This is a genomic window from Devosia sp. P1_H9, from assembly GCF_056405135.1.
Genome location: NZ_JBFUCQ010000001.1, coordinates 94,261 through 118,059 on the forward strand (window position 1 = coordinate 94,261; position 23,799 = coordinate 118,059).

Here is a 23,799-nt window from a genome sequence, read left to right on the forward strand (position 1 = left end):
CTACTCCTTCGGCGTCTCTTCCGGCGGCACCTCGGGCGGCACCTCTTGCGGCGGAACGCCCGGGACCGTGTCCGGCTGTGGCGCCGGCTGCGGGGTTTCGGGCACTGGGGGCACTTCCTGGGGCGGCGGAGGCACTTCCGGCTTGGATGGCGGGATCTGGCCCTTCACCAGCGCTACGACCGAACGCGGCGGCAGCGTTGCGGCGCGATCTGCCAGCGGCAGCACCGCCTGATCGTCGGAAACCAGGCCCACGGTCCAGAAGCCTTCGGGCAACCGCGCCAATACCGGGTCGATACGGCGGTTGAACCACACGATGAGGTCCTCCTCTGCTGTCTGCAGCCGCATGCCCAACACCGAAGCGCCGGCATCGTTCCAGTCGCCCTCGTTCATCTCGCGGCCATCGGGGTGCAGCCAAGCTACGTCGCGTACGCCATGGCGGGTCTGGCCCGTGAGGAAATGGTCGTGCGTCAGCGCCGGGTGCATGCGGCGGAACTCGGCCAGCGCCGAGACGAAATCCACCAGCGCGCCGTCGGCGTTCTCCCAGTCGACCCAGGTGATCTCGTTGTCCTGCGCGTAGGCGTTGTTGTTGCCGTGCTGGGTGCGGCCGAACTCGTCGCCCTGCTGGATCAGCGGCAGGCCGCGGCTGAGGAACAGCGTCGCCAGCAGCGCCCGTACGTCGCGGCGGCGCGCGGCATTGATCGCCGGATCGTCGGTCGGGCCTTCGACGCCGCAGTTCCACGAGGCATTGTTGTTGTGCCCGTCGCGATTGTTCTCGCCGTTCGCCTCGTTGTGCTTGTCGAGATAGGAGACGAGGTCGGCCAGCGTGAAGCCGTCGTGCACGGCGAGGAGGTTCACCCCCGCGCTCGGCTTCCGCCCCGCGAAATCGAAGATCTCGGCCGAGCCGGCCACCTTGCCGGCCAGCGCCCCGATCTTCCCCTGGTCGCCGCGCCAGAACGAGCGCACGTCATCGCGATAGGTATCGTTCCACTCGCGGAATTCCTTGCCGAACTGCCCGAGCTGGTAGCCGCCCGGACCCGGATCCCACGGCTCGGCCACGAGGATGGATTTGCTGAGCACCGGATCGGACTTGATCATCTGCAGCATCCGGGCGTTCGGATTGAACCCCGGCTCGCGCCCAAGGATCGGCGCGAGGTCGAAGCGGAAGCCGGAGACCCCCATTTCCTCGACCCAGTAGCGTAGGGATTCGATCACCAGCCGCTGCGTCGCCGGATGGTCGCAGCGCAGCGTATTGCCGGTGCCGGCGTCGTTGACCAGGTGCTGCTTGCCGTCGACTTCGACGAACCGGTAATAGGTCCTGGCGTCGAGCCCCATCAGGCTCAGCATCGGGCCGTTCGCATCGCCCTCGCCGGTATGGTTGTAGACCACGTCGAGGATCACCGAGATGCCCGCCTTGCGGTAAACGTCGGTCATGTTGCGCAGTTCCTGCGGCCCCCGCGGTGCCAGCCGCGGATCGACCGCGAAATAGCTCACCGGGTTGTAGCCCCAGGCGTTGGTGAGGCCCATCGACGGCAGGTGGCCGTCATCGATGAAGGCCGCGATCGGCATCAGCTCGACCGTATCGACGCCGAGATAGCGCAGGTGATCGACCACCCTCTTGGTGGTGAGCCCGGCCAGCGTGCCGCGCAGCGGCCCCTGTACCGAGGGGTGGCGCATGGTGTAGCCGCGCACGTTGAGTTCGTAGAACAGCCCGGGAGCCTTGCGGCGCGGCGTGGCATTCTTGTTGTCGGCCGCGAGCACGATCGCCTTGGGGATCAGTGGCGCCGTGTCCACCGCCTCGTCGCGATTGAGGCGCAGCCGCGGCGAGCGCACGAAGGTGCGGTCGAGCCGGCGGGCATAGGGGTCGACCAACAGCTTCGCCGGATCGAAGAAATAGCCCTGGTCCGGATCGTAGCGGCCGTCGGCGCGCAGACCGTACTTGGCCCCTGCCCCGATATTGCCGATCAGCCCGAACCAGATGTGGTCCTTGTGCCCATCGAGCGCGATGCGCGCCGTTTCCCGATCGAGCTCGTCGTAGATCGAGACCCAGATCGCCGTCGCCGTCTCCGAATAGACGGCGAAATTCACACCCTCGGCGGCGATCGTGGCGCCGAGTTTCTCCGGGCTGCCTGCGCCCGGGATCAATACGGGTTTCACTGCAACCGGGCCTTCAAGTGATAACGCTGGGCGCGTCACGGCCGGTGCGAGCTTTGATGCCGGCAAGGCTTTCGGCGATGGAGATGAGGGGAGAAAGTGCGGACTGGGTGTCGAGATCGTGCTGTCCATGCGGGGGCTCATACCGTTCAAGGTACAGGCGCAACGTGGCGCCAACGGTCCCGGTTCCACTGAGCCTCACGACGATGCGGCTGCCATCGGTGAAGCCGATCCGCACCCCCTGTTTCCCGCTGGTCGAGCCATCCACCGGGTCGTGGTAGGTGAAGTCGTCGGCAAAGGCCACCGGACGTCCCTCGATCGACTGGCCGGCAAGGCCCGGCAGCCTGGCGCGAAGGTCGTCCATCAGCGCGTTGGCGGGCGCCGCGTCGACCTCCTCGTAATCGTGCCGGGTGTAGTAATTACGGCCGTAAGTGGCCCAGTGATCCTGTACGATCATATCGACGCTCTGCTGGCGCGCCGCGAGCACGTTGAGCCACAGCAGCACGGCCCATAGGCCATCCTTCTCGCGCACATGATTGGAGCCGGTGCCGGCCGATTCTTCGCCGCAGATGGTGACGCGGCCGGCGTCCAGCAGGTTGCCGAAGAACTTCCAGCCGGTCGGCGTCTCGTGCATTTCGATGCCGAGTTTCTCCGCCACGCGATCAGCAGCGGCGCTGGTCGGCATCGAACGGGCGATGCCCGCGATTCCTGCCGCATAGCCCGGTGCGCGCGGGGCATTGGCCGCGAGGATGGCGAGCGAGTCCGACGGGGTGACGAAGCGGTTGCGACCGATGATCAGGTTGCGATCGCCGTCGCCGTCCGATGCGGCGCCGAAATCCGGCGCCTGCTCGCTCATCATCAGGTCGTAGAGATCCTTGGCGTAGACGAGGTTCGGGTCGGGGTGCCCGCCGCCGAAATCCGGCGATGGCGTGCCGTTGACGACAGTGCCGGCGGGCGCGCCGAGGATGTCCTCGAAGATCTTGTGCGCGTAGGGCCCGGTCACCGCATGCATGGCGTCGAAGCGCATGGTGAAGCCCGCGGCGAACATCGCGCGGATCTTGTCGAAATCGAACAGCGTTTCCATCAGCTCGGCGTAATCGGCGACCGGATCGATCACCTCCACCACCATGCCGGCCGAATGCTGCGTGCCGATGCGGGAAAGGTCCACGTCGGGGGCGTCGACGATCAGGTAGCGGTCGATCTCCTTGGAGCGCGCAAACACTGCGTCGGTGATCTTCTCGGGCGCCGGGCCGCCATTCGACACATTGTACTTGATGCCGAAATCGCCATCCGGACCGCCCGGATTGTGGCTGGCCGACAGCACCAGGCCGCCGAATGCCTTGTGGTGGCGGATGACGTGGCTGGCGGCCGGTGTCGACAGGATCCCGCCCTGCCCGACCAGCACGGCGCCGAAGCCGTTGGCCGAGGCGATCTTGATGATCGTCTGGATGGCGACGTCGTTGTAGTAGCGGCCGTCGCCGCCGATCACGAGCGTCTTGCCCTTGATCCCCTCGAGGCTGTCGAAGATCGACTGCACGAAGTTCTCGACATAGTTGGGCTGGCTGAAGACGGTCACACGCTTGCGGAGCCCGGAGGTGCCGGGCTTCTGGTCCGCGAACGGTGTCGTCTCAATCGTCAGTATCGTCATCGAGTTTGTGCCCCAGGAGTGACGCGTAGAGGTCGGCATACTTTTCGGCGCTGAGTTCCCAGGAGACGTCCGACTTCATCCCCCGGCGCTGCATCTTGTGCCACACCTTTGGCCGCGCGTAGAGGGCGATCGTCCGGCGGATCGCCTCGCCCAGCGCTTCCTCGGTGGCAGGTGAGAATACCACACCCGTGGCGACGCCCGCCTCCACCGCGGCTTCGTTGGCATCGATGATCGTGTCGGCTAGCCCGCCCACCCGGCTCACCACCGGAATGCAGCCGTAGCGCAGGCCGTAGAGCTGGGTGAGGCCGCAAGGCTCGAACCGTGACGGGATCAGGATCGCGTCGGCGCCGGCCTGCACCAGATGGCTGAGGCCCTCGTCATAACCGATGATGGCGCCGACCTTGCCCGGATGGCGCAAGGCCGCGCGGGCAAAGCTGTCCTCGATCCACTTCTCGCCCGACCCGAGCACCACCAGCCGGCCGCCATGCCCGACGAGCCCGTCGATCAGCCCCGGCAGCATGTCGAGGCCCTTCTGCCCGGTGAGCCGGCTGACCACCGAAAAGATCGGCCCCGGTCCCGGCTCCAGCCCGAAGCGCTCCTCGAGCACCGCCTTGTTGGCGGCCCGCTGGAACACCGTGCTCGCCCCGTATGGCTGCGGCAGCACCGAGTCGGTCGCCGGGTTCCACTCGCCAGCATCGACGCCGTTGAGAATGCCCGTGACGGTATCGGAGCGCGACTGCAGCAATCCTTCGAGACCCATGCCGTAGGCGGCAGTCTTGATCTCATGCGCGTAGGTGGGGCTGACGGTCGTTACCTGATCAGCCAGCAGGAGGCCCGCCTTGAGGTAGCCGATATTGCCGAAATACTCGATCGAGCCGGTCCGCGCCGCCTCGTAGTCGAGCTTCAGCGCGTTGAACACGTCCCAGCCGAACACCCCCTGGAAAGCGATGTTGTGGACGGTGATCACCGTCTTTGCCGTGCTGCCGGGGTTGAACCGCACATAGGCCGGCACCAGTCCCGCCTGCCAGTCATGGCAGTGAAGAATGTCCGGCTGGTAGCCCTCGATCATGCCGCGCGAGATCTCGTAGGCGGCAAAGCTCAGCGCCGCAAAGCGCTGCCAGTTGTCCGCCCAGTCCTTGCCGTCCGGCCCGAGATAGGGATTGCCCGGCCGGTCGTAGAGGTGCGCTGCGTCGATGGCGATGACGTCGAGCCCGTTGGCCCGGCCGGCCACCAGCCGTGCGGTACCGCCGAACAAGTCCTCGAACCACAGCACCTGCCGGCCGCCCTCGAGCCCCGCCATCACCTTCGGATAGCCCGGCAGCAGCACGCGCATCGACACGCCATGTGGCGCCAGCGCCGCCGGCAGTGCGCCCACGACATCTGCGAGCCCGCCCGTCTTGATCAGCGGGTAAGCCTCCGAGGCGACGGACAGGACTTCGATCATGGGCGCCGCCAGTTACTTGCTCGCCAGGTACTTGTCGATCATCGGCTGGGTGACCAAGGTCACGCCCTCGGACGTGCGACGGAACCACTGCGCATCGAACTCCGGGTCCTCGCCGACGACGAGTCCCTCGGGCACGTGCACGCCGCGATCCACCACCACCTTCTTCAGCCGCGCGCCGCGTCCGATGGTGCAGTACGGCAGCACCACCGCCTCGTGCAGTTCGGAGTATGAGTGCACCCGGCTACCGGTGGAGAGCAGCGTCCGGTCCAGCGCACCGCCCGAGATGATGCAGTCACCGGAAACCAGCGAGTTCACCGCGGAGCCGCGCCGACCATCGAAATCGTGCACGAACTTGGCCGGCGGCGTGATCTCCGCGAAGGTCCAGATCGGCCAGTCGCGGTCGTAGAGGTCGAGCTGCGGGGTGACGTCGCAGAGGTCGATATTGGCCTTCCAGTACGCGTCCACGGTACCGACATCGCGCCAGTAGGCGACATCCTCGTTGGCCGAACGGACGCAGGAGCGCGGGAAGCGATGCGCCCAGGCCGAGCCGTTCTTGACGATGTAGGGAATGATGTCCTTGCCGAAGTCGCGCGACGAGCCTTCGGTGGCGGCGTCGCGGCGCAACTGCTCCATCAGGAAGCGCGTCTCGAACACGTAGATGCCCATCGAAGCGAGCGCCATTTCCGGCTTGTCGGGGATACCTGGCGGGTCCTTCGGTTTCTCGACGAAATCGACGATCCGGTCGCGCCCGTCCACATGCATCACGCCGAAGCCCGAGGCTTCCATGCGCGGCACTTCGAGGCAGCCGATGGTCACATCGGCTCCCGTGTCCACATGCTGCCGGAGCATGATTTCGTAGTCCATCTTGTAGATGTGGTCGCCGGCGAGCAGCACGATGTAGCGCGGGCCGTAATCCTCGATGATGTCCATGTTCTGGTACACGGCGTCCGCGGTGCCCTCGTACCACTGCGTCTCCGAGACGCGCTGGCTTGCCGGCAGCACGTCGAAACTCTCGTTTCGCTCAGTGCGGAGGAAGTTCCAGCCGCGCTGCAGGTGCCGGATCAATGAGTGCGCCTGATATTGCGTCGCCACCGAGATACGGCGAATGCCGGAGTTCAGCGCGTTCGACAACGCGAAATCGATGATGCGCGACTTGCCGCCGAAATACACCGCCGGCTTGGCACGCCGATCCGTCAGTTCGAACAGCCGGGTCCCCCGACCGCCCGCCAATACATACGCCATCGCCTCACGCGCCAGCGGCGACGGTGTCCGATAGTCAGCCATGCTTCCCTCCCTACACACCCAACTGGACGCCCCGCTTGGGCGGGGTCGTATTTCACCAACCCCGCCTAGGACGGGTCATACTTCAAGAACAGCGTCGACATCGGCGGCAGGTAGAGATCGGCATAGGGGCCGAGACCCTTCACCGTGCTCGCCTTGGCCACCACCCGACCCTGGTTTCCCTTGTTCGTGCCGCCGTACCAACCGGCATCGGTATTGAGCCGCTCGACCCAGTTGCCGACCAGCGGCATGGGCACGCGGTAGTTTTCCCGCGGCGCCGGTGTCATGTTCGAGATCACCACGACCGGCTGCTCGCCCGGCGCCTTGCGGGCCCAGGCAAACACAGAATTGCTCTGATCATTTCCGATCAGCCACTCGAAACCTTCCGGCTCATTGTCGCGGGCATGGAGCGCCGGCAACTCGCGGTAGAGCGCATTGAGGTCGGTAACGAGCCGCCGCATGCCCTCATGCGCCGGCGCTTCCAACAGCCACCAGTCGAGCCCCTTGGCCTCGTTCCATTCCTCGCGCTGCGCGTATTCCTGGCCCATGAACAACAGTTTCTTGCCCGGCCAGCCCCACATGAAGCCGTAATAGGCGCGCAGGCCCGCAAACTGCCCCCAGTCGTCGCCGCCCATCTTGGCCAACAGCGAGCCCTTCCCGTGCACCACCTCATCGTGGCTCAGAGGAAGGATGAAGTTCTCCGCGTAACCATAGAGCGCCGCAAAGGTCATGTCGTTGTGATGGTAGCGGCGATGGATCGGATTGCGGCTCATGTAACGCAACGTGTCGTTCATGAACCCCATGTTCCACTTGAAGCCGAAGCCCAACCCGCCGGCATCCACCGGCGCACTCACCCCGCTCCACGAGGTCGATTCCTCGGCGATCATCATTACGCCCGGATGCAGCCGGTAAGCCTCCTGGTTGACGCGCTTCAGGAACTCGACCGCCTCGAGGTTGTGATTGCCGCCGAACTGGTTCGGAATCCACTGCCCCGCCTGCCGCGAGTAATCGAGGTAGAGCATCGACGCCACGGCATCGACCCGCAGCCCATCGAGGTGGAACGCCTCGAGCCAGTAGAGGGCGTTGTTGACGAGGAAGCTCACCACTTCCTTCCGCCCGAAATTGTAGATCGCGGTGTTCCAGTCGGGGTGGTAGCCCTGCCGCGGGTCCGCATGCTCGTAGAGCGCCGTGCCGTCGAAAAGCGCCAGACCGTGCTCATCGGTGGGGAAATGCGCCGGCACCCAGTCGAGGATGACGCCGAGCCCGGCCTCATGCGCTTTGTCGACGAAGTGCGCAAAACCCGCCGGGTCGCCATGGCGGGCCGTGGGGGAATAGAGCCCGGTGGGCTGGTAGCCCCAGCTCGGATCGAACGGATGCTCGGTGATCGGCATCAGCTCGATATGGGTGAAGCCGCTGTCGGCGGCATAGGGGATCAGCTGCTCGGCCAGTTGCTCGTAGCTCATGAACGAGCCATCGGCCCGGCGGCGCCAGGAGCCCAGGTGCACCTCGTAGATCGACACGGGCTTCCGCCGCCAATCGGCCCTGGCGCGGTCCTTCATGTACTTGTCGTCGGTCCAGCTGAAGGGCTTGGGATCGGCAACCATCGAGGCCGTCTTCGGCCGCAGTTCCGATTGTCGCGCGAACGGATCGGCCTTGAGCGGCCGCAGTTGTCCGTCCGGCCCGACGATCTCGAACTTGTAGACCTCGCCCGGCCCGACATTGGGCACGAACACTTCCCATACGCCGGTATTGATCCGCACCCGCATCGGGTGCCTCCGGCCGTCCCACTCGTTGAACGGCCCCACCACGCTGACGCGCTTGGCGTTCGGCGCCCAGACGGCAAAGTGGGTGCCGTTGACGCCTTCGAACTCCATCGCATGGGCGCCGAGCTTGTCGAACAGCCTCAGGTGCGAGCCTTCGCCGATATAGTAATCGTCCATCGGCCCAAGCACTGGCCCGAAGCTGTAGGGATCGAGGACGTTCCACTCGCCGCCGTCATTGCGGGCGTGGTAGTTCACCGGCTGCAGCTTGGTAAGCTTCACCACCCCCTCGAAGAACCCGTCGCCGCGAGGCTCCAGCTCACCGAGAATGCGGTTGTCCATCGTGCGGGCCGACACCGATTCCGCATGCGGAATGAAGGTGCGCGCCACCCAGACGCCATCGATCTCGTGCAATCCGAGAATGCCGAATGGGTCGGAGTGACCACCCGCAACGATCGCGCGGACGTCTTTGTCGTCCGCTTGCCACTTGGACTTGGTCACGCACTACCCCCCGACAACCGGGACACCCCAGATTTCCTTGGCGTACTGGGAAATAGTACGATCCGAGGAAAACCAGCTGACGTGAGCAGTGTTCCGGATAGCCATCGAATACCATTTGCGAGGCTTGTTCCAGAGGTCATCGACGCCCCGCTGCGCCGCGGCATAGGCGTCGAAATCGCGCGCTACCATGAACCAGTCGTGGTCGTAGAGCCCGCCGATCAGGTCGCGATAGCGGTTCGGGTCATCGGGCGAGAACACCCCCGACGAAATCGCCTCCAGCGCCTCGCGCAATGCCGGTGATTTGTCGATGGCGGCACGCGGCACGTCGCTGCGCTGCCGGATCTCGGCCACCTTGTCGGCGGTGAGCCCGAAGATCACCATGTTCTCCGGCCCCACCTGCTCCAGCATCTCGACATTGGCGCCGTCGAGCGTGCCGATGGTGAGCGCGCCATTGGCCATGAACTTCATGTTGCCGGTGCCCGAGGCCTCCATCCCGGCCGTCGAAATCTGCTCGGACAGGTCGGCCGCCGGGATGATCGTCTCGGCGAGGCTCACATTGTAATTGGGCAGGAACACCACCTTGAGCAGGCCGCGCACGGCCGGGTCGTTGTTGATGACCTTGGCCACGTCGTTGATCAGCTTGATGATCAGCTTGGCATTCCAGTAGCCCGGCGCCGCCTTGCCGGCGAACACCTTGACCCGCGGGACCCAGTCCTTTTCGGGATGGGAACGGATCATCGAGTACTGCGCCACCGCCTCGATGACGTTGAGCAGCTGGCGCTTGTATTCGTGGATGCGCTTCACCTGCACATCGAACATGGCGTCGGGCGATACCGTGATCCCCAGCCGGTCCTTGATGACCTGCGCCAGCGCCACCTTGTTGGCCCGCTTCACCGCCTTGAACTGATCCTGGAAGGTCGGATCGTCCGCATGCTTGTCGAGCCCGGCGAGCAGCGAGAAATCGTCCTGGAACTCCGACCCGATCCGCTCCCCGATCAGCTTGGTGAGGCCCGGGTTGCACTGCAGCAGCCAGCGCCGCGGCGTCACGCCGTTGGTCTTGTTGTTGATCCGGTCCGGATAGAGCCGGTCGAGATCGGAGAACAGCGTCTTCTTGAGCAGTTCCGAATGGAGCGCCGAGACGCCGTTGATCGAGTGCGAGCCGACGAAGGCCAGTTGCCCCATGCGAACGCGGCGGCTGCCATGCTCGTCGATCAGCGACAGATTGGCGATCTGCCCGTCGGTGAAGCCACCCATCTTGCGGGCCTCGGTCAGCACCTCGGCGTTGATCGCGTAGATGATCTGCATCTGCCGCGGCAGCATCCGCTCGAGCAGCCCAACCGGCCAGGTCTCCAGCGCTTCGGGCAGGAGCGTATGGTTGGTGTAGCCGAACGTCGCCTTGGTCAGCTTCCACGCCTGGGCCCAGCCCATGCCGTGGATGTCGATCAGGATGCGCATCAGCTCGGCGATCGAGATCGCCGGATGCGTGTCGTTGAGCTGGATTGCCACCTTGTCCGAGAGCGAGCCGAGGTCGCCGTAGGCCTGCATGTGCCGACGCACGATGTCCTGCAGCGAAGCCGAGGAGAAGAAGAACTCCTGGCGCAGCCGCAGTTCCTGCCCGGACGGGGTTGAATCGGCAGGGTAGAGAACCCGCGTAACCGCAGCTGCCTTCGAGCTTTCTTCCAGCGCGCCGATATGGTCGCCGGCGTTGAACTTGTCGAGCAGGATCGGATCGATCGGCTGCGCCGACCAGAGCCGCAGCGTGTTCACTCGCTTGCCGCGCCAACCGACGATCGGGGTATCGAAGGCCACCGCCAGGAGGTGCTCGGCCGGGCGCCATTCGAGGCGGGTCGACCCATCGGGCTCCTGCACCGGCTCGACGTGGCCGCCAAAGCCGATTTCGTACGAACTCTCGCGCCGCTCGAACTCCCACGGGTTGCCATGGGCGAGCCAGTCCTCCGGCAGTTCGACCTGCCAGCCTTCGCTCATTTCCTGACGGAACAGGCCGTGGACGTAGCGAATGCCGTAGCCGTAGGCCGGGATGTTGACCGTCGCCATCGACTCCATGAAGCACGCGGCGAGGCGGCCGAGACCGCCATTGCCCAGCGCCGCATCGGGCTCGAGGTTGATCAGGTCGCCGAGGTCGACATTGAAGTTCTTGAGCGCGGCGCGCACCGGCTCCATCACCCCGATATTGCTCATCGCATCGCGCATCAGGCGGCCGATGAGGAACTCGAGGCTCAGGTAGTAGACGCGCTTGTTGGAGGTCCGCCAGGTCTCGCGGCTCGACTCCATCCACTGGTCGATGATCCGGTCGCGCACGGCGAGGATCGTCGCCTTCAGCCAGTCGTGCGGCCGGGCAACAATCGGATCCTTACCAACGGAGTAAGTGAGTTTTTCGAGGATCTCCGACTGCAGCGCTTCAGTGTCTAGCGCACGCCGTTCGGGAACCGGGGCATCCAATACGAGGGGTCTTTGCGGCATTGTCGCAATCCAGCATCATGGCGATGTATTCCCCTCTAGAGCGTCACCTTTGCATTGAATCGGACGCCTGGGAAGGCCTGTTGAGAACGCTTCTAAGGCAGCGTGCCTAAACCGTAGACGATTGTTGCTCGCAGGGTGGCCGGTTCCAGGTGACACTCTCCAACTACACCCCATGTCATCCCTGCGAAGGCAGGGACCCAACTCTCGGCTGGCGCGCGCTGCAGCATGGGTCCCAGCTTGCGCTGGGATGACATCGAGTCTGGGGGAGAGAATGGGGCTGAGCCCTATACCTTCGCCCCGTCCTGCTCGGGCGCGATGATCGGCTCGGAGGGGCCGGCGACGGTACCGCTTTCGCGGGCCTGATCCTCGGCGTTCGACCGTAGCAGGTCCCGCCCGGCCATCAGCCCGCCGACCATCTGGGCTGCGAAGCGCTGGCGATCGCGTTCGCGCACGGCCTCGATAATCTCACCGACCTCGACAACGTCCGAGCCGAGCTCACGGAGCGTCTCCGCCCCGAACTCCAGCGCGCTCTCGAACACTTCGCGCAGCTGGTAGTCGACGCCGGCTTTCACCAGTTCCAGCGAATGGCCGCGATCGAACGAGCGGGCGAAGACCCTCGCCAGCGGAAACTCCGACTTCACCAGCTCGACGATGCGCGTTGCCGATTCCTTCTTGTCGACGCAAACGAGGATCAGGTCCGACGTCCCTGCCCCGGCGGCGCGCAGGATGTCGAGCCGCGTGCCATCGCCATAGTAGATCTTGAACCCGAAGGTCTGGGCGACCTGAATCATCTCGACGTCGTTGTCGATGATGGAGATCGTGTGCTGGCCCTTGGCGATCAGCGGCTGGCTGGCGATCTGGCCGAAGCGGCCAAAGCCGATCATCAGCACGTTGCCGGTCAGCCCCTCCGGCTTTTCCACGCCCTCAAGCGACTGCACCGGCTTGGGAACGAACTTCAGCAGCATGGTCGAGAACGGCGTGAGCACCATCGAAATGATGACGGTCGCCGTGAAGATCGCATTGAGCTCGGCGTTGAGCAGCCCGCCCGCCGTTGCCGTGGTATAGAGCACGAAGGCGAACTCGCCGCCCTGCGCCATCAGAACGGCGCGCTCGAGCCCAGTCGCGTTGCTGCCCCCCAGCACGCGGCAGAGCGCGTAGATCGCGCCACCCTTGAGCAGCATGTAGCAAAGCACCGCCCCGGCGATGAACGGCCAGTTGGCGGCCACTACGGTCAGATCGAGCGACATGCCTACCGCGAGGAAGAACAGCCCCAGCAGCAGCCCGCGGAACGGCTCCACATCGGCCTCGAGCTGATGCCGGAACGTCGAGGTCGAAAGCAGCACGCCAGCCATGAAGGCACCCATGGCCATCGACAGCCCGCCGACCTCCATGATCAGAGCAGCCCCGAGGACCACCAGCAGCGCTGCCGCCGTCATCACCTCGCGCGCCTTCGACTCGGCGAGGATCTTGAACACCGGGTTCAGCACCCAGCGTCCGGCAAAGATCACCGCCACGATCGACGCCACTGCGACGCCGACGCTGATCCAGCGCTGCGTGGCGCTCGCGTCGGTATCGATGCCTGGCGAGAGAAACGCCACGACCGCCAGCAGCGGCACGATGGCGAGATCCTCGAGCAGCAGCACCGAGACGATCTTCTGGCCCGCCGGGCTCTGCAACTCGCCGCGCTCGGCGAGGATCTGCATGACGATGGCCGTGGAGGTGAGGACGAACCCCATGCCCGCGACGAACGCCACCGGCGGGGCCAGCCCCAGCACGAATATGCCGACCCCGGTCAGCAGCGCGCCGCAGAGCGCCACCTGCATGATGCCGAGCCCGAAGATCTCCTTGCGCAGGCCCCAGAGCTTGGCCGGTTCCATCTCCAACCCGACAATGAACAGGAACAGCACCACGCCCAGCTCGGCCGCGTGCAGCACCGCCTGGGGATCGTTGATCAGCCCGAGGCCGAACGGCCCGATCGCCAGCCCGGCCGCGAGATATCCCAGCACCGAGCCGAGCCCCAGCCGCCGGAATAGCGGTACGGCGATGACCCCAGCGCCGAGCAGTGCCACGACCTGCACCAGATCGACGCCGCCAAGTGCGGCTGCCTCCGCTGCATGCGCCACTGCTTCGCCGGCCATCGCTCACCTCTCGCAAATCGGAAAGAACGAACCGTGAGGCCTTGGGGCTGGAGCGTCAAGGCTACCTATGCGGGCAGGTGCAATGCACCGCCTAGGCTGCCCCCGCGGCCTTGGTCTTGCGTGGCGCCGGCTTGGGTTTGACCGGGGCTGCTGGAACCGTCTTGACCGTCGCCGGCACCGCAGCTGCTGTCGCGGCTTGGGACTCCACCGCATCCTGCGCGGCCTTCTGCTCCGCCTTCCGTCGCACCGCCAGTGGCGCGGGCATCCGCATCGGCAGGATATGCCTCGCCATCGAGGAGATCACCAGCAGCGACGGGACGGCGATGAAGCCGCCGACCGGTCCCCACGACCACAGCCAATAGGTGATGGCGATGAGGATCAGGAACGGGTTGATCAGCATCGTCCGGCCCAGCAGATGCGGCGTGACGAAATTGCCTTCGACGAAGTTGAGCAACAGATAAAGCCCGACCGGCAGCAGCGCGCCTTCCAGCCCGTTCAGCGTGCCCAGCCCCACCGCGAACAGGATGGCGACCATCACGGCCTGTCCGACGAACGGAATGAAGTTCAGCACCGCCGCCAGCGCCCCCCAGAGGATCGGGGTCGGCATGCCGATCAGCGCCATCAGGATCGCCACCCCGACGCCCATGCCGATATTGATGGCACTCACGGTGAGGAGGAACCGCGACACCTGCTCCTCGACATCGCGGAACACATGTGCCGTGCGCCACCGCATGCGGCGCGTCGCGCACAGTGACAGGACGAAAATGCGAATCTGGTCGCGCGTCGCCATGAAGAAATAGAGGCTCGCGAGGAAGATCAGGATCTGCGCCAGGAGGGCCGGCGCCGTGAACGCCACGTTCTGCACCGCACTGTCATCCTCGACGGTGACGGTGACGGTCGAGGGATCGGAGCCGAACACTTCCTTCACCTGCTCCTGCAGCGTGCCCACAGCCCCGAGCGGTTCCTTCCAGTTGGCCAGTTCCTGGCGGAACGCCTCCCAGATCACCGGGATGCGCTCGATGAGATCGCTCAGCGGCGCGGCAAACAGCAGTGCACTGAGCCCGATCAGCGCGAGGAACAACAGCACCACCACGCCCGCCGAAACGCTGTCCGCGATGCCGCGCTTGTCCATCATGTCGGCGATGGGACCGAACATCAGCCCCACGGTGACGGCGAGAAACACCGGCGCGAGCACTACTTCGCCCAGCTTCAGGGCGATGAGCATCGCCAAGAGGCCCATGAATACGAGGGCCAGTTGCGAGCTGTTGGACAGGATGCGTTCGAAATGGGTGTTCGAGATTTCCCTGAGCAGGCGGGGCGACGGACCGCGGCGCACTTTGTTAGGCATATGTTCCTCCGTCGCACTTAACTCGCAACGTCCCGGCCAGTTCCTCACATCGACGCAATGATGAACGCCCACTATCATGCCGGCGGAATCATTTTCTCAGGGGCTCGCGCTAAGCCAATGGCACGCAAGATCATTATCGACACCGACCCGGGTCAGGACGACGCCGTGGCGATCCTCATGGCGCTCGCCTCGCCCGCCGATTTCGACATCCTCGGCATCGTTGCCGTCGCCGGTAACGTCAGCCTGGCGCAGAACGCCCGCAACGCGCTGAAGGTCGTCGAGCTCTCGGGGCGTAAGGACATCGCCGTCTATGCCGGCTGCGAGCGTCCGATGCGCCGCACGCTGGTGACCGCCGAGCACGTACACGGCGAGACGGGCCTCGATGGCCCGGACCTGCCGCTTCCGAAGCTCCAGATCGAGGACCAGCACGGCGTCGACTTCATCATCGAGACGCTGCTGGCGCACGAGCCGGGCACGGTGACGCTCGCCACCCTCGGGCCGCTGACCAATGTCGCCATGGCGATGGTCAAGGAGCCGCGCATCATCGGCCGCATCCAGGAAATCGTCATGATGGGCGGCGGCTATTTCGAGGGCGGCAACATCACCCCCGTCGCCGAGTTCAACATCTATGTGGATCCCGACGCCGCCGATATCGTACTGCGCTCGGGTGTGCCGATCGCCATGCTGCCGCTCGACGTGACCCATATGATCCTGTCGACGCCCGACCGGCTTGCCCGCATCCGTGCGCTGGGCAACAAGGCCGGCGAGGCGGTCTACCAGATGCTCAGCTTCTCGGAGCGCTTCGATCTCACCAAATACGGCTCCAACGGCGCGCCGCTGCATGACCCCTGCGTCATCGCCTATATGCTGAAGCCCGATCTGTTCGTGGGCCGCCACATCAACGTGGTGATCGAGACCTCGGGCGAGCTCACGGTGGGCATGACCGTCGCCGATTACTGGGGCGTCACCGGGCGAGTGAAAAACGTCACCTACCTGCGCTCGGGCGACGCCGCCGGCTTCTATGAGCTGTTGACGGAGCGCCTGAGCCGCCTCCCGTAAACCTGCCGTTATGACGCCGAGGGCATCCTTGTCGGCGTTGTGGCGGTGGCAAGCGATGGGCAATAGCGCGCGACAGGCGAAGTACCCGGTTCTGAAACGCAAGCGCAGCCACGCCCCGGAGCGTCAGGCCGGGGCACCCGATGCCGCGCCCGTTGACGATGGGATCCGCCACTTCGTCATCGAGATGGGCTGGGCCTGCCGCCTCGTCGTTGCCGCCTTCGGCCTCCTTTACGCCATCGCGCTCATCTGGAAGGCGCTCAGCCTGATCAGCTGGCTCGGCGTCGCCGCGCCACTGCCCGGCGTCTTTCTCGTCGTCCTCGGCCTGCCCTGGACCCTCGCCGCCGCAACGGTGCCCGACCAGTGGCAACCTCTCGTCGCGGCCCTCGCGCCGGGCATCACTCTGCTCATTCTCCTCGCCCTCTGCCACCGCCGCCGCCATTCGCCCCGAGCATAAAAGATCCCCGGCTCCGTTACGGAAGCCGGGGCAAGTTCCCTCTTAGAGACGTGGCGTGTGCGAGGGAGGAGCTCTTGGCCGGGGCGCCAGGTCAGCGCGGCGCCCGTATGGCCTCATCTTGTGTGTTCGAGACGATCGGGCTTCCACACGCCGTCGAACCCCACGCGTGGAGATGGACCGACCGGCCCTGATCCGGGTGGCAAGCGCGTTGAGTAAGGGCTCGGCCGCCGCAACGACGTCGCCGGCTGCCGCGGATCGCGCGGGCTGCGCAATGGAAGGAAAGGGCTGCCTTGCGGCATGGTCGGCCTCCTCATGTCGAGCCCATCAATGCCTGGTCCAGGCATCGATCGTTGCGCGGCAAACGGGCCGAAGCCCGCTGTGAGGTGCCGTTTCGTGCCGCGAATCCGCAAGGGATCGGCGGCTGTTGAGCGACGCTAGCGCCGCCAGGATGTGGCGTCCGCTAAAACCGCCATCGCAATCCGCGGCAAGTTTTCCGACAATTGTCGCCGCTCGAACTGGGGCAACCGGTCCGCTTGCCGCCAAACTGCGACGGCGCTACACCCTTCCGCCACTCCGGAGTTCACGCCATGGACATCGTCACCCTCGTCGCCTTCACCATCGCCTACGCCATCGCGGTGATCGTTCCGGGTCCCGGCGTGGCGGCCGTGGTGGCGCGGGCCCTCGGCGGCGGCTTCCGGTCGGCCTTCCCGATGGTGCTCGGCATCCTCGCCGGCGATCTGGTTTACCTGGTCTTCGCGCTGTTCGGCCTCGCCGCCATCGCCACCTGGTTCGGCCCGGTGTTCGCCGTGGTGAAATGGGCCGGCGCGCTCTACCTGCTCTATGTCGCCTGGCAGTTCTGGAGCGCCAAACCCGGTTCCGAGCAGATCGGCGCCAAGCACGAAAAGAGCCGCTGGAAGACCTTCCTCTCCGGCTTCGCCCTTACCATGGGCAACCCCAAGACCATCGTCTTCTACCTGGCCCTGCTCCCCACCGTCATCCCGCTCGACAAGCCGATCACCCCTCTCGGCTTTGCCGAACTCACCGGCATCGTCATCGTGGTGCTGCTGCTCATCGGCTGCGCCTATGCCGGCCTCGCCGCAGCGGCACGAGATTTCTTCAGGAGCGCCAAGGCGCTCCGGTTCCTGAACCGCACGGCGGGCGTGATCATGGCAAGCGCGGCAGCGTTCGTGGTGGTGCGGGAGTAAGGCTCAGCTCAGGGCAAAGGCGGCATCGCGTACCGGCAGCTTCGCTGCTGGCACGGTCTTTGAGGCGGTGGAAACGGGCACACTCTTGACCTTCATCCGCACCTTGGCGCTCGTACCCTCATCTTTGCTCTCGAGGCAGGCAATCCGGTCGACCAGATCGCGCAGTTTCTTGCTGCCGTAGGTCGCGGGTTTGAAGCCTGGTTCAAGTTTCAGAGCTTGATGGTGTATCGTCTCGATTGCGACCCAACTCCCGCCAGCCCCCAACTCACCTAGCACGCGCAACAATAGGCGTTCGGCGTCGGCGACGGACGCTGCGGCCGCAACCTTCTTTGGGGCCGGCGCGGCCGGCTTCACGGCCTTGGCTACCGGCGCTGCTGGCTTGGCTGGAGGAGTCTTGACCAACGTCTCGATGTCGATGAACTCTCGACATGCCCGTCGAAAGCTCTCCGCCGTTTCCTTACGGCCGAAGCCGAAGACGTCCAGCCCGTTCTCTCGGATTCGCGTCGCCAACCGCGTGAAATCGCTGTCGGAAGACACGATACAGACCCCATCGAGTCCACCTCGATGCAGCCAATCCATCGCCCCGATCACCAGCGTGATGTCCGTCGCATTCTTGCCCGGCACATTCGGAAACTGCTGCTCCGGGACGATCGCGTGCTTGGCGAGCGCCGACTTCCACCCCTTCGCCTGCCCGCCGCTGAAGTCCCCATAGACGCGCCGTACGGTGGCGTTACCGAGTGTCGCAATCTTGGCGAACAGCCCATCGGCTATCTTGTAGGAGGCGTTGTCAGCGTCGATCAAGACCGCGAGACGAGGGAGTCCAGATAAGTTGGCCATCATCACTCCGGAAGCCAGGATAGGTAACCAGAACCGCATCTTGCGACGGGATGGAAGTAGATAGACCACCATTCCGAAGCAACGCGTTTCGATATTACTGACAAACGTACGCGGTTGAGTGCACGCGGGGATAAGTATGGCGAGGATGCCTGCGAACTTGGTCTGCCTTGGCCCGCCTCTGGGGTAGGTCAGGCCATCGCGCGCCTTACCAGGCGCTACCGCACCACCGCGCTCGCCGCCGCCAGTCCCCAGGCCAGCAGTTCCTTGGCCCGTTCCGGCGTCACGCCCTCGACATAGCACCTGAGTTCCGGCGCGTTGCCCGAGGCGCGGTAGTGCACTGTGTCGCCGGAGGTCAGCGCGAAGCGTGGGCCATCGATGGTCGAGACGCTTTCCACCTCGCCGACAGGGGCGAAGAACTCCTTGGCGTAGCCGGCCTGCTCGGTGAGGCCCTTCAGCAGCGCGGCGCTCCGCTCGTTGGCGACATGCGCCAGCCGGTCGCTGAGTGCGGCCCGAACTGGTAGGGTGCGGACCAGACCAGCGAGGCTTTCGCCAAGCTTCGCCGCTGTCCCCAATACCGCCAGCATCGGCAGCACCGCGTCGCGCGTCGGCAACGGGCTCAGCGTTCGGCCATTGATGCTCACCTCACTGCCCAGCAGCAGGCCGCCATTGGCCTCGAACCCGACCACGGCGCCAGGCGAGCCGGCCGCCGCGCTCTCCATGCCCGAAATCACATAGGGCGAGCCGACCTTGGTGCGCTCCACCTTGCCGAACCAGCCGACGCCTTCGATCGCTGAGTTCGAGGTCACCGGCGTCACCACGCGGTCGGCGCCGAGGAACCGCGCCGCCAGCATGCCCAGCACATCCCCGCGCACGAAATTGGCCTCGCCATCGACCACCAGCGGCCTGTCGCCATCCCCATCGGTCGAAACGATCGCATGGAGCTTGTGCTGCTCGATCCAGTCGAACCGGGGCTCGAACAGCACATCGGAGAACGCCTCGGTGTCGACCGCGACGAAGCTGTCCGAACGCCCAAGTCGCACCACATCGGCCCCTGCCCGCGTCAGGAACGACACGAGCATGTCGCGCGCCACCGACGAATGCTCGAACACGCCGATGCGCCAGTTCCGCAGTGTGCCCGCGTCGAGCAGTCCGCGATAGCGCTGGCGGTAGCGATCGGCTGCCGCCACGCTCCCATCCTCGGCCGTTCCCGTGCCCGTCGGCACTGCATCGCTCAACGCCGCGGCGATGCCCTGCTCGTCCGCTTTGGTGATTTCGCCCGATGCCGCGTAGAATTTCAGCCCGTTCCGGTCGGCCGGGATGTGGCTACCCGTTACCATGATCGCCGGCCCGCCCAGCGCCATCGCATGCAGCGCCAGTGCCGGCGTCGGCAGCACGCCGCAATCCACCGGCACTAGGCCCGCCGCGCGGATCGCTGCGGCACAATCGGCAGCGATCGCCGGGCTCGAGGCACGAAGATCGCGCCCCAGATACACCCGTCCACCCGGAACCGTGCCAAGATGGGCGATGAACGCCGCCGTGTAGCGCCGCGCCGCGCCGCCAGTGAGTTCCGTCGCCAGCCCCCGCAGGCCGCTGGTCCCGAATTTCAGTGTATCCGCCATGCCGCACTCCCGATGTGCAAGCTTTGTAGCGGCCTTATCGGCTTGGGCAAGCGTTCAGATGTCGTTAATGTTTCGTTCAGCAACGCGGTGCAGGTTGGTCAGCAATGCAGATCCAGAAGCGCTCCTTGAACTGGCTCCCGCGCGCCTCGCTGTTTGCCGAGGCCGAGGCGGCACGTCTGAAGCGCCGGGCCCAGGCGCAGTCCGATCTCGCCAGCACCGCCAACAACAACTCGGCGCTGATCTCCGGCGGCACCTCCAGTGTCGGCGAATCGATCAACCTCACCCTCCGCATCGCCGCCTCCCGCCTGCAAAACGGCACCACCAAGAAAGTCTAGCGGCTTGCATTCGCTGGGGATTTTCCCCAGTCTCGACCGATGTCCGCCGCCTTCGATCCCACCCGGTTCTTCAGCCGCGAAGTCACCCTCGTCGCCCGTGACCTGCTCGGCGCCGAGTTCTACGTCGATGGCGTCGGCGGCATCATCGCCGAAACCGAGGCCTATCACCCGACCGAGCCCGCCTCGCACGCCCATCGCGGCCAGACCGAGCGCAATTCCTCGATGTTCCTCGGCCCCGGCCACGTCTACGTCTACCGCTCCTACGGCATCCACTGGTGCCTCAACTTCGTCTGCGCCGACGCCTCCGCGATCTTGATCCGCGCCATCGAGCCCATGGCCGGCATTGAGAAAATGGCCGAACGCCGTGGCCTCGCCAACCAGCGCGCCCTCTGTTCCGGCCCCGGCAAGCTTGCCGAGGCGCTGGGCGTCACCAAGGCCCATGACGGGCTCACCGTCGATGCCCCGCCGTTCCGCTTCCGTCCCGCCGATTCGCCCCGCCCGGTGGTGATCGGCCCGCGCATCGGCATCACCAAGGCCGCCGACCTCCCCTGGCGGTTCGGCATCGCCGGCTCGGCCTTCCTCAGCAAGGCGTTCCGCAGCTGAAAGCCTCGAGGTGACCGGTTGGCGGGTTTCCCTTTGCGGTGGCTTTGGATAGGTTGCGCCCGAACTGAACAGGAGATGCCCGTGGCGGTCGATGCGCTGATCAAGGAATTGCTGGCAACCGGCAGCATGAACGAGGAAACCACCGCCGACCTGAACCGCTGGCAGGCGGAGTTCGCCGCGGGGACTCTCAATGCCGACGACGCGGCCTATATCGAGGCCCTGCACGCCAAGCTGACCGGCGCGCCCCTGCCCGAGATCGAGACCGCCGCCGCGGCCGAGCCCGTGCGCCTCGATGGCCTCACCATCGAGGACTGGCGCGACCGCGCGCTGCGCGCCGAAACCGAACTCGCCGCTCTCAAGGACAGCATCAGCACCACCAGCGCCTGAGCTGGCTCGCGCGCGTTTGACCGCCGATCGACTGGAGATCATCCAACAAGCGTGGGTGATAGCCGCCTGTTGCCACGGAGGAACCACATGCGCCTGCTGCTTGCCGCCTTGTTCTCCCTCGCCGTCGCCCCGGTCTTTGCTCAACCGGTGACGCTGACCACCCGGCTCGTCACCGATGCGCTCGATCAGCCGCTCTACGCTATCGCGCCGCCGGGCGATCCGCGGCTCTTCGTGGTCGAGCAGACCGGCCGCATTCGCATCCTCGTCGACGGGCAGTTGGCAGAAGCGCCGTTCCTCGATCTCAGCGGCAGCGTCAGCAGCGGCGGTGAGCGGGGCCTGCTCGGCCTCGCCTTCCACCCCGACTACGCTAGCAACGGCCGCTTCTTCGTGAACTACACCGACACCAGCGGCGACACCCGGATCGTGGCCTACCAGGTCTCCGCCGATCCTGCCGTTGCCGACTCGGCTTCGGCCACCGAGCTGCTCCGCATCGACCAGCCCTATGCCAACCACAATGGCGGCTGGCTCGGTTTCGGCCCGGATAGCTATCTCTACATCGGCATGGGCGATGGCGGCTCTCGCGGCGATCCGCAGCACCGGGCGCAGAACCCCGACGAACTGCTCGGCAAGATTCTGCGCATCGACGTCAATGGCGCCGCGCCATACGAGATCCCTGCTGGCAACCCCTTCGCCAAGGGTGGCGGGCGGCCGGAGATCTTCGCGCTGGGCCTCCGCAACCCCTGGCGTCCGGCCTTCGATGGCGACAACTTCTACATCGCCGATGTCGGGCAGAACGCCCACGAGGAGGTGACCGTCATCAGCGTCGATGACGCCGGCGCCAATCTAGGCTGGAAGATCATGGAAGGCTCCGCCTGCTACGGCGCCAAGAGCTGCGAGCAAACGGGCCTCGTGCCGCCGACCTACAGCTACTCCCACGATACCGGCGGCTGCTCGATCACGGGGGGCTACGTCTACCGCGGCAAGGCGATCCCCGAGATTGCCGGCCAGTATTTCTTCGCCGACTTCTGCGACAGCCGCGTGCACTCCTTCGCCTACACCAACGGCCGGGCCGGCGACATCACCGACTGGACCGAGCAACTCGGCGGCATCGGCTCCATTACCTCGTTCGGCGTAGACAGCGAAGGCGAGCTCTACATCACGACGATCGAGGGCAACCTGTTCGAGGTGGTGCAGGCGGAATGAGGGAAGTTGGTGGGCCCACCAGGAGCGCCTACCACAATCTGAGAGGCCCGGATTGCCTGGCTGCAGAGTGGAAAGGGCGGCGCAATGTCCCCCTTTGACGGCCCACCCGTATCATCGGCCAATGTGAAAACCAAGAGCACGGAGGTTTGGCCTGCCGATGGGGAAGACGGTGCCTGAAATCGGGGCCCGCGCACCATCTCGTACTTAGTAATGACCCGCCGAAGCACAGCGACGTGCGGCACTTGAGCGCATGACCGTAGCCGCGAGGTGCAAGAGCAGGTGAAGTCCGATGAAGCTAGACGTGTACGTTCACCACATCCGAGAGCTGCGCAATCAAATCAAGTCCAATATGTGCGTCGTCACAGCGACTACGGAGCATCTGAAATACGGCTCTGCGCAGGAAGGCTCGTTCCGAGATGCCCTCTGGTTCAAGCTGAGCAATGTACGTGTCCAGGAGGTATCGAATGTCTGCGCGAGCTTCATTTGACTGTGTGGTGGACCACCGTCCAAACTGATCGAGCCAGCCTTGATATTCCTGATCTAAGACGGCGTTTGCGTAGCGGTCCTTGATTTGAAAAACCGCGTCCCATGTGCGCAGCTCCTCACTGTCGGCGACTAGGTCGATCTGCCAAAGGGGCAATCGGCCACCTTCCCTTTGAAGCGGCATACTTGCCAGTAGACTGATGGATGCAACTGGACCGCCAAAGGGATCGGAGCACCTCCGTCTGTCTCCGTGGTCGGTGCAAAGCATATCGATGCGCTTCTTGTAGCTCTTGTTGCACCTGTCACCCATCGGAGCAAGATTGTTCAAATTTGATGCAGCGAATGGATAGATCGTCCTGGTCAGGTAGTGATCAAGGTCGTGGCGAGGTAATGGTGGCGGATCAAAGTATTCACACCCACAGAAAGGACAGACCCGCGCCTTCATCGTTTTGTACAATAGCTTGTACTGCGCATCTCTGATGCCAAAATCTGTAAGCAATTCGAACAATTTTGTGAACAGCGCCTCTGCCGGCTCCTGTATCCCTGCTGGCAACTTGTCCTTTCTTATGCAATCGATCGCGTTGCTAAACAGGTCCGTCAGCCGATTCTCATCATCAACAGCACCGCGGACCTCTGCGCGTTGCTCCACTGTGAGTGCCTCGTAAGCATCAAGGAAGGTCGACAGTCGATCTCTGACGCTGGTTCGGCTCCGCAATTTTAGCCTATGGAGTTCCGGTATAACGGTTGGCCAGGCCGTCTTGGGCGTCCCTGCGTCTATGCGGGGAAGCTGGTCATGCAGGATTTCCAGCATGCAATCATGCAGCCAATTATCTGCATTGGCCGCTCTGTCATAGTTGAACAA

General features: G+C 64.9%; 18 protein-coding genes. 7 read left to right on the plus strand and 11 right to left on the minus strand.

The window, feature by feature from the left end:
- The 8 genes from glgX to AC1DYL_RS00505 form a co-directional block, all read right to left on the minus strand.
- Nucleotides 1–2,154, minus strand: coding sequence for a glycogen debranching protein GlgX (gene glgX, locus AC1DYL_RS00470; protein WP_477171647.1), 2,154 nt, complete (start codon nucleotides 2,152–2,154; stop codon nucleotides 1–3).
- 13 nt (nucleotides 2,155–2,167) lie between these two features.
- A complete protein-coding gene (locus AC1DYL_RS00475; protein ID WP_477171648.1) occupies nucleotides 2,168–3,799 on the minus strand; it encodes an alpha-D-glucose phosphate-specific phosphoglucomutase in 1,632 nt (543 codons plus the stop codon).
- Complete coding sequence (gene glgA / locus AC1DYL_RS00480; protein ID WP_477172019.1) at nucleotides 3,780–5,240, minus strand: glycogen synthase GlgA; 1,461 nt, start codon at nucleotides 5,238–5,240, stop codon at nucleotides 3,780–3,782. Before glgA ends, AC1DYL_RS00475 begins: the two co-directional genes overlap by 20 nt.
- 15 nt (nucleotides 5,241–5,255) lie before the next feature.
- Nucleotides 5,256–6,527 (minus strand): glucose-1-phosphate adenylyltransferase, encoded by a 1,272-nt coding sequence (gene glgC, locus AC1DYL_RS00485; RefSeq protein ID WP_477171649.1) that lies wholly within the window; start codon nucleotides 6,525–6,527, stop codon nucleotides 5,256–5,258.
- 65 nt (nucleotides 6,528–6,592) lie between these two features.
- The gene (gene glgB / locus AC1DYL_RS00490) at nucleotides 6,593–8,785 is read right to left on the minus strand and encodes a 1,4-alpha-glucan branching protein GlgB (protein ID WP_477171650.1); all 2,193 of its coding nucleotides are present in this window, start codon (nucleotides 8,783–8,785) and stop codon (nucleotides 6,593–6,595) included.
- A 3-nt stretch (nucleotides 8,786–8,788) separates the two neighbouring features.
- Nucleotides 8,789–11,266: a glycogen/starch/alpha-glucan phosphorylase gene (locus tag AC1DYL_RS00495; protein ID WP_477171651.1), complete on the minus strand. Its 2,478-nt coding sequence runs from the start codon at nucleotides 11,264–11,266 to the stop codon at nucleotides 8,789–8,791.
- 284 nt (nucleotides 11,267–11,550) lie between these two features.
- Nucleotides 11,551–13,404 (minus strand): monovalent cation:proton antiporter-2 (CPA2) family protein, encoded by a 1,854-nt coding sequence (locus AC1DYL_RS00500; RefSeq protein WP_477171652.1) that lies wholly within the window; start codon nucleotides 13,402–13,404, stop codon nucleotides 11,551–11,553.
- A gap of 91 nt (nucleotides 13,405–13,495) precedes the next feature.
- Nucleotides 13,496–14,752, minus strand: a complete 1,257-nt coding sequence (locus AC1DYL_RS00505) for an AI-2E family transporter (protein WP_477171653.1) — start codon at nucleotides 14,750–14,752, stop codon at nucleotides 13,496–13,498.
- 117 nt (nucleotides 14,753–14,869) lie between these two features.
- Here AC1DYL_RS00505 and AC1DYL_RS00510 point away from each other — a divergent pair, with 117 nt between their 5' ends.
- The 3 genes from AC1DYL_RS00510 (at nucleotide 14,870) to AC1DYL_RS00520 (ending at nucleotide 17,470) form a co-directional block, all read left to right on the plus strand.
- Nucleotides 14,870–15,811 carry a nucleoside hydrolase gene (locus AC1DYL_RS00510; RefSeq protein ID WP_477171654.1) on the plus strand — a complete coding sequence of 314 codons (942 nt, stop codon included), beginning with the start codon at nucleotides 14,870–14,872 and terminating at the stop codon, nucleotides 15,809–15,811.
- A 55-nt stretch (nucleotides 15,812–15,866) separates the two neighbouring features.
- Entirely contained in the window at nucleotides 15,867–16,265 is a 399-nt protein-coding gene (locus AC1DYL_RS00515; RefSeq protein WP_477171655.1) for a hypothetical protein, read from the plus strand.
- A 587-nt stretch (nucleotides 16,266–16,852) separates the two neighbouring features.
- Nucleotides 16,853–17,470: a LysE family translocator gene (locus AC1DYL_RS00520; RefSeq protein ID WP_477156694.1), complete on the plus strand. Its 618-nt coding sequence runs from the start codon at nucleotides 16,853–16,855 to the stop codon at nucleotides 17,468–17,470.
- A gap of 3 nt (nucleotides 17,471–17,473) precedes the next feature.
- Here the strand turns inward: AC1DYL_RS00520 and AC1DYL_RS00525 are convergent, their stop codons facing one another.
- Both AC1DYL_RS00525 and AC1DYL_RS00530 read right to left on the minus strand, forming a co-directional pair.
- Nucleotides 17,474–18,307: an NYN domain-containing protein gene (locus AC1DYL_RS00525; protein ID WP_477171656.1), complete on the minus strand. Its 834-nt coding sequence runs from the start codon at nucleotides 18,305–18,307 to the stop codon at nucleotides 17,474–17,476.
- Nucleotides 18,308–18,522: 215 nt separating this feature from the next.
- Nucleotides 18,523–19,926 (minus strand): phosphohexomutase domain-containing protein, encoded by a 1,404-nt coding sequence (locus AC1DYL_RS00530; protein ID WP_477171657.1) that lies wholly within the window; start codon nucleotides 19,924–19,926, stop codon nucleotides 18,523–18,525.
- A 125-nt stretch (nucleotides 19,927–20,051) separates the two neighbouring features.
- Between AC1DYL_RS00530 and AC1DYL_RS00535 the strand changes: the two genes are divergently transcribed.
- The 4 genes from AC1DYL_RS00535 (at nucleotide 20,052) to AC1DYL_RS00550 (ending at nucleotide 22,454) form a co-directional block, all read left to right on the plus strand.
- On the plus strand, nucleotides 20,052–20,261 hold the full coding sequence (locus tag AC1DYL_RS00535; protein ID WP_477148950.1) for a hypothetical protein: 210 nt from the start codon (nucleotides 20,052–20,054) through the stop codon (nucleotides 20,259–20,261).
- Nucleotides 20,262–20,300: 39 nt separating this feature from the next.
- On the plus strand, nucleotides 20,301–20,864 hold the full coding sequence (locus tag AC1DYL_RS00540) for a DNA-3-methyladenine glycosylase (RefSeq protein WP_477148949.1): 564 nt from the start codon (nucleotides 20,301–20,303) through the stop codon (nucleotides 20,862–20,864).
- An 81-nt stretch (nucleotides 20,865–20,945) separates the two neighbouring features.
- Nucleotides 20,946–21,251, plus strand: a complete 306-nt coding sequence (locus tag AC1DYL_RS00545; RefSeq protein ID WP_477171658.1) for a hypothetical protein — start codon at nucleotides 20,946–20,948, stop codon at nucleotides 21,249–21,251.
- Between the two features lie 87 nt (nucleotides 21,252–21,338).
- Complete coding sequence (locus AC1DYL_RS00550; protein WP_477171659.1) at nucleotides 21,339–22,454, plus strand: PQQ-dependent sugar dehydrogenase; 1,116 nt, start codon at nucleotides 21,339–21,341, stop codon at nucleotides 22,452–22,454.
- Nucleotides 22,455–22,749: 295 nt separating this feature from the next.
- Here the strand turns inward: AC1DYL_RS00550 and AC1DYL_RS00555 are convergent, their stop codons facing one another.
- Nucleotides 22,750–23,799 carry a hypothetical protein gene (locus AC1DYL_RS00555; protein WP_477171660.1) on the minus strand — a complete coding sequence of 350 codons (1,050 nt, stop codon included), beginning with the start codon at nucleotides 23,797–23,799 and terminating at the stop codon, nucleotides 22,750–22,752.

What these genes read in the sequence shown, in the direction of transcription:
- AC1DYL_RS00475 (WP_477171648.1), bottom strand. Translation starts at nt 3,799, where the DNA reads ATGACGATACTGACGATTGAGACGACACCGTTCGCGGACCAGAAGCCC.
- glgC (WP_477171649.1), bottom strand. Translation starts at nt 6,527, where the DNA reads ATGGCTGACTATCGGACACCGTCGCCGCTGGCGCGTGAGGCGATGGCG.
- AC1DYL_RS00495 (WP_477171651.1), bottom strand. Translation starts at nt 11,266, where the DNA reads ATGCCGCAAAGACCCCTCGTATTGGATGCCCCGGTTCCCGAACGGCGT.
- AC1DYL_RS00500 (WP_477171652.1), bottom strand. Translation starts at nt 13,404, where the DNA reads ATGGCCGGCGAAGCAGTGGCGCATGCAGCGGAGGCAGCCGCACTTGGC.
- AC1DYL_RS00505 (WP_477171653.1), bottom strand. Translation starts at nt 14,752, where the DNA reads ATGCCTAACAAAGTGCGCCGCGGTCCGTCGCCCCGCCTGCTCAGGGAA.
- AC1DYL_RS00510 (WP_477171654.1), top strand. Translation starts at nt 14,870, where the DNA reads ATGGCACGCAAGATCATTATCGACACCGACCCGGGTCAGGACGACGCC.
- AC1DYL_RS00515 (WP_477171655.1), top strand. Translation starts at nt 15,867, where the DNA reads ATGGGCAATAGCGCGCGACAGGCGAAGTACCCGGTTCTGAAACGCAAG.
- AC1DYL_RS00520 (WP_477156694.1), top strand. Translation starts at nt 16,853, where the DNA reads ATGGACATCGTCACCCTCGTCGCCTTCACCATCGCCTACGCCATCGCG.
- AC1DYL_RS00525 (WP_477171656.1), bottom strand. Translation starts at nt 18,307, where the DNA reads ATGGCCAACTTATCTGGACTCCCTCGTCTCGCGGTCTTGATCGACGCT.
- AC1DYL_RS00530 (WP_477171657.1), bottom strand. Translation starts at nt 19,926, where the DNA reads ATGGCGGATACACTGAAATTCGGGACCAGCGGCCTGCGGGGGCTGGCG.
- AC1DYL_RS00540 (WP_477148949.1), top strand. Translation starts at nt 20,301, where the DNA reads ATGTCCGCCGCCTTCGATCCCACCCGGTTCTTCAGCCGCGAAGTCACC.
- AC1DYL_RS00550 (WP_477171659.1), top strand. Translation starts at nt 21,339, where the DNA reads ATGCGCCTGCTGCTTGCCGCCTTGTTCTCCCTCGCCGTCGCCCCGGTC.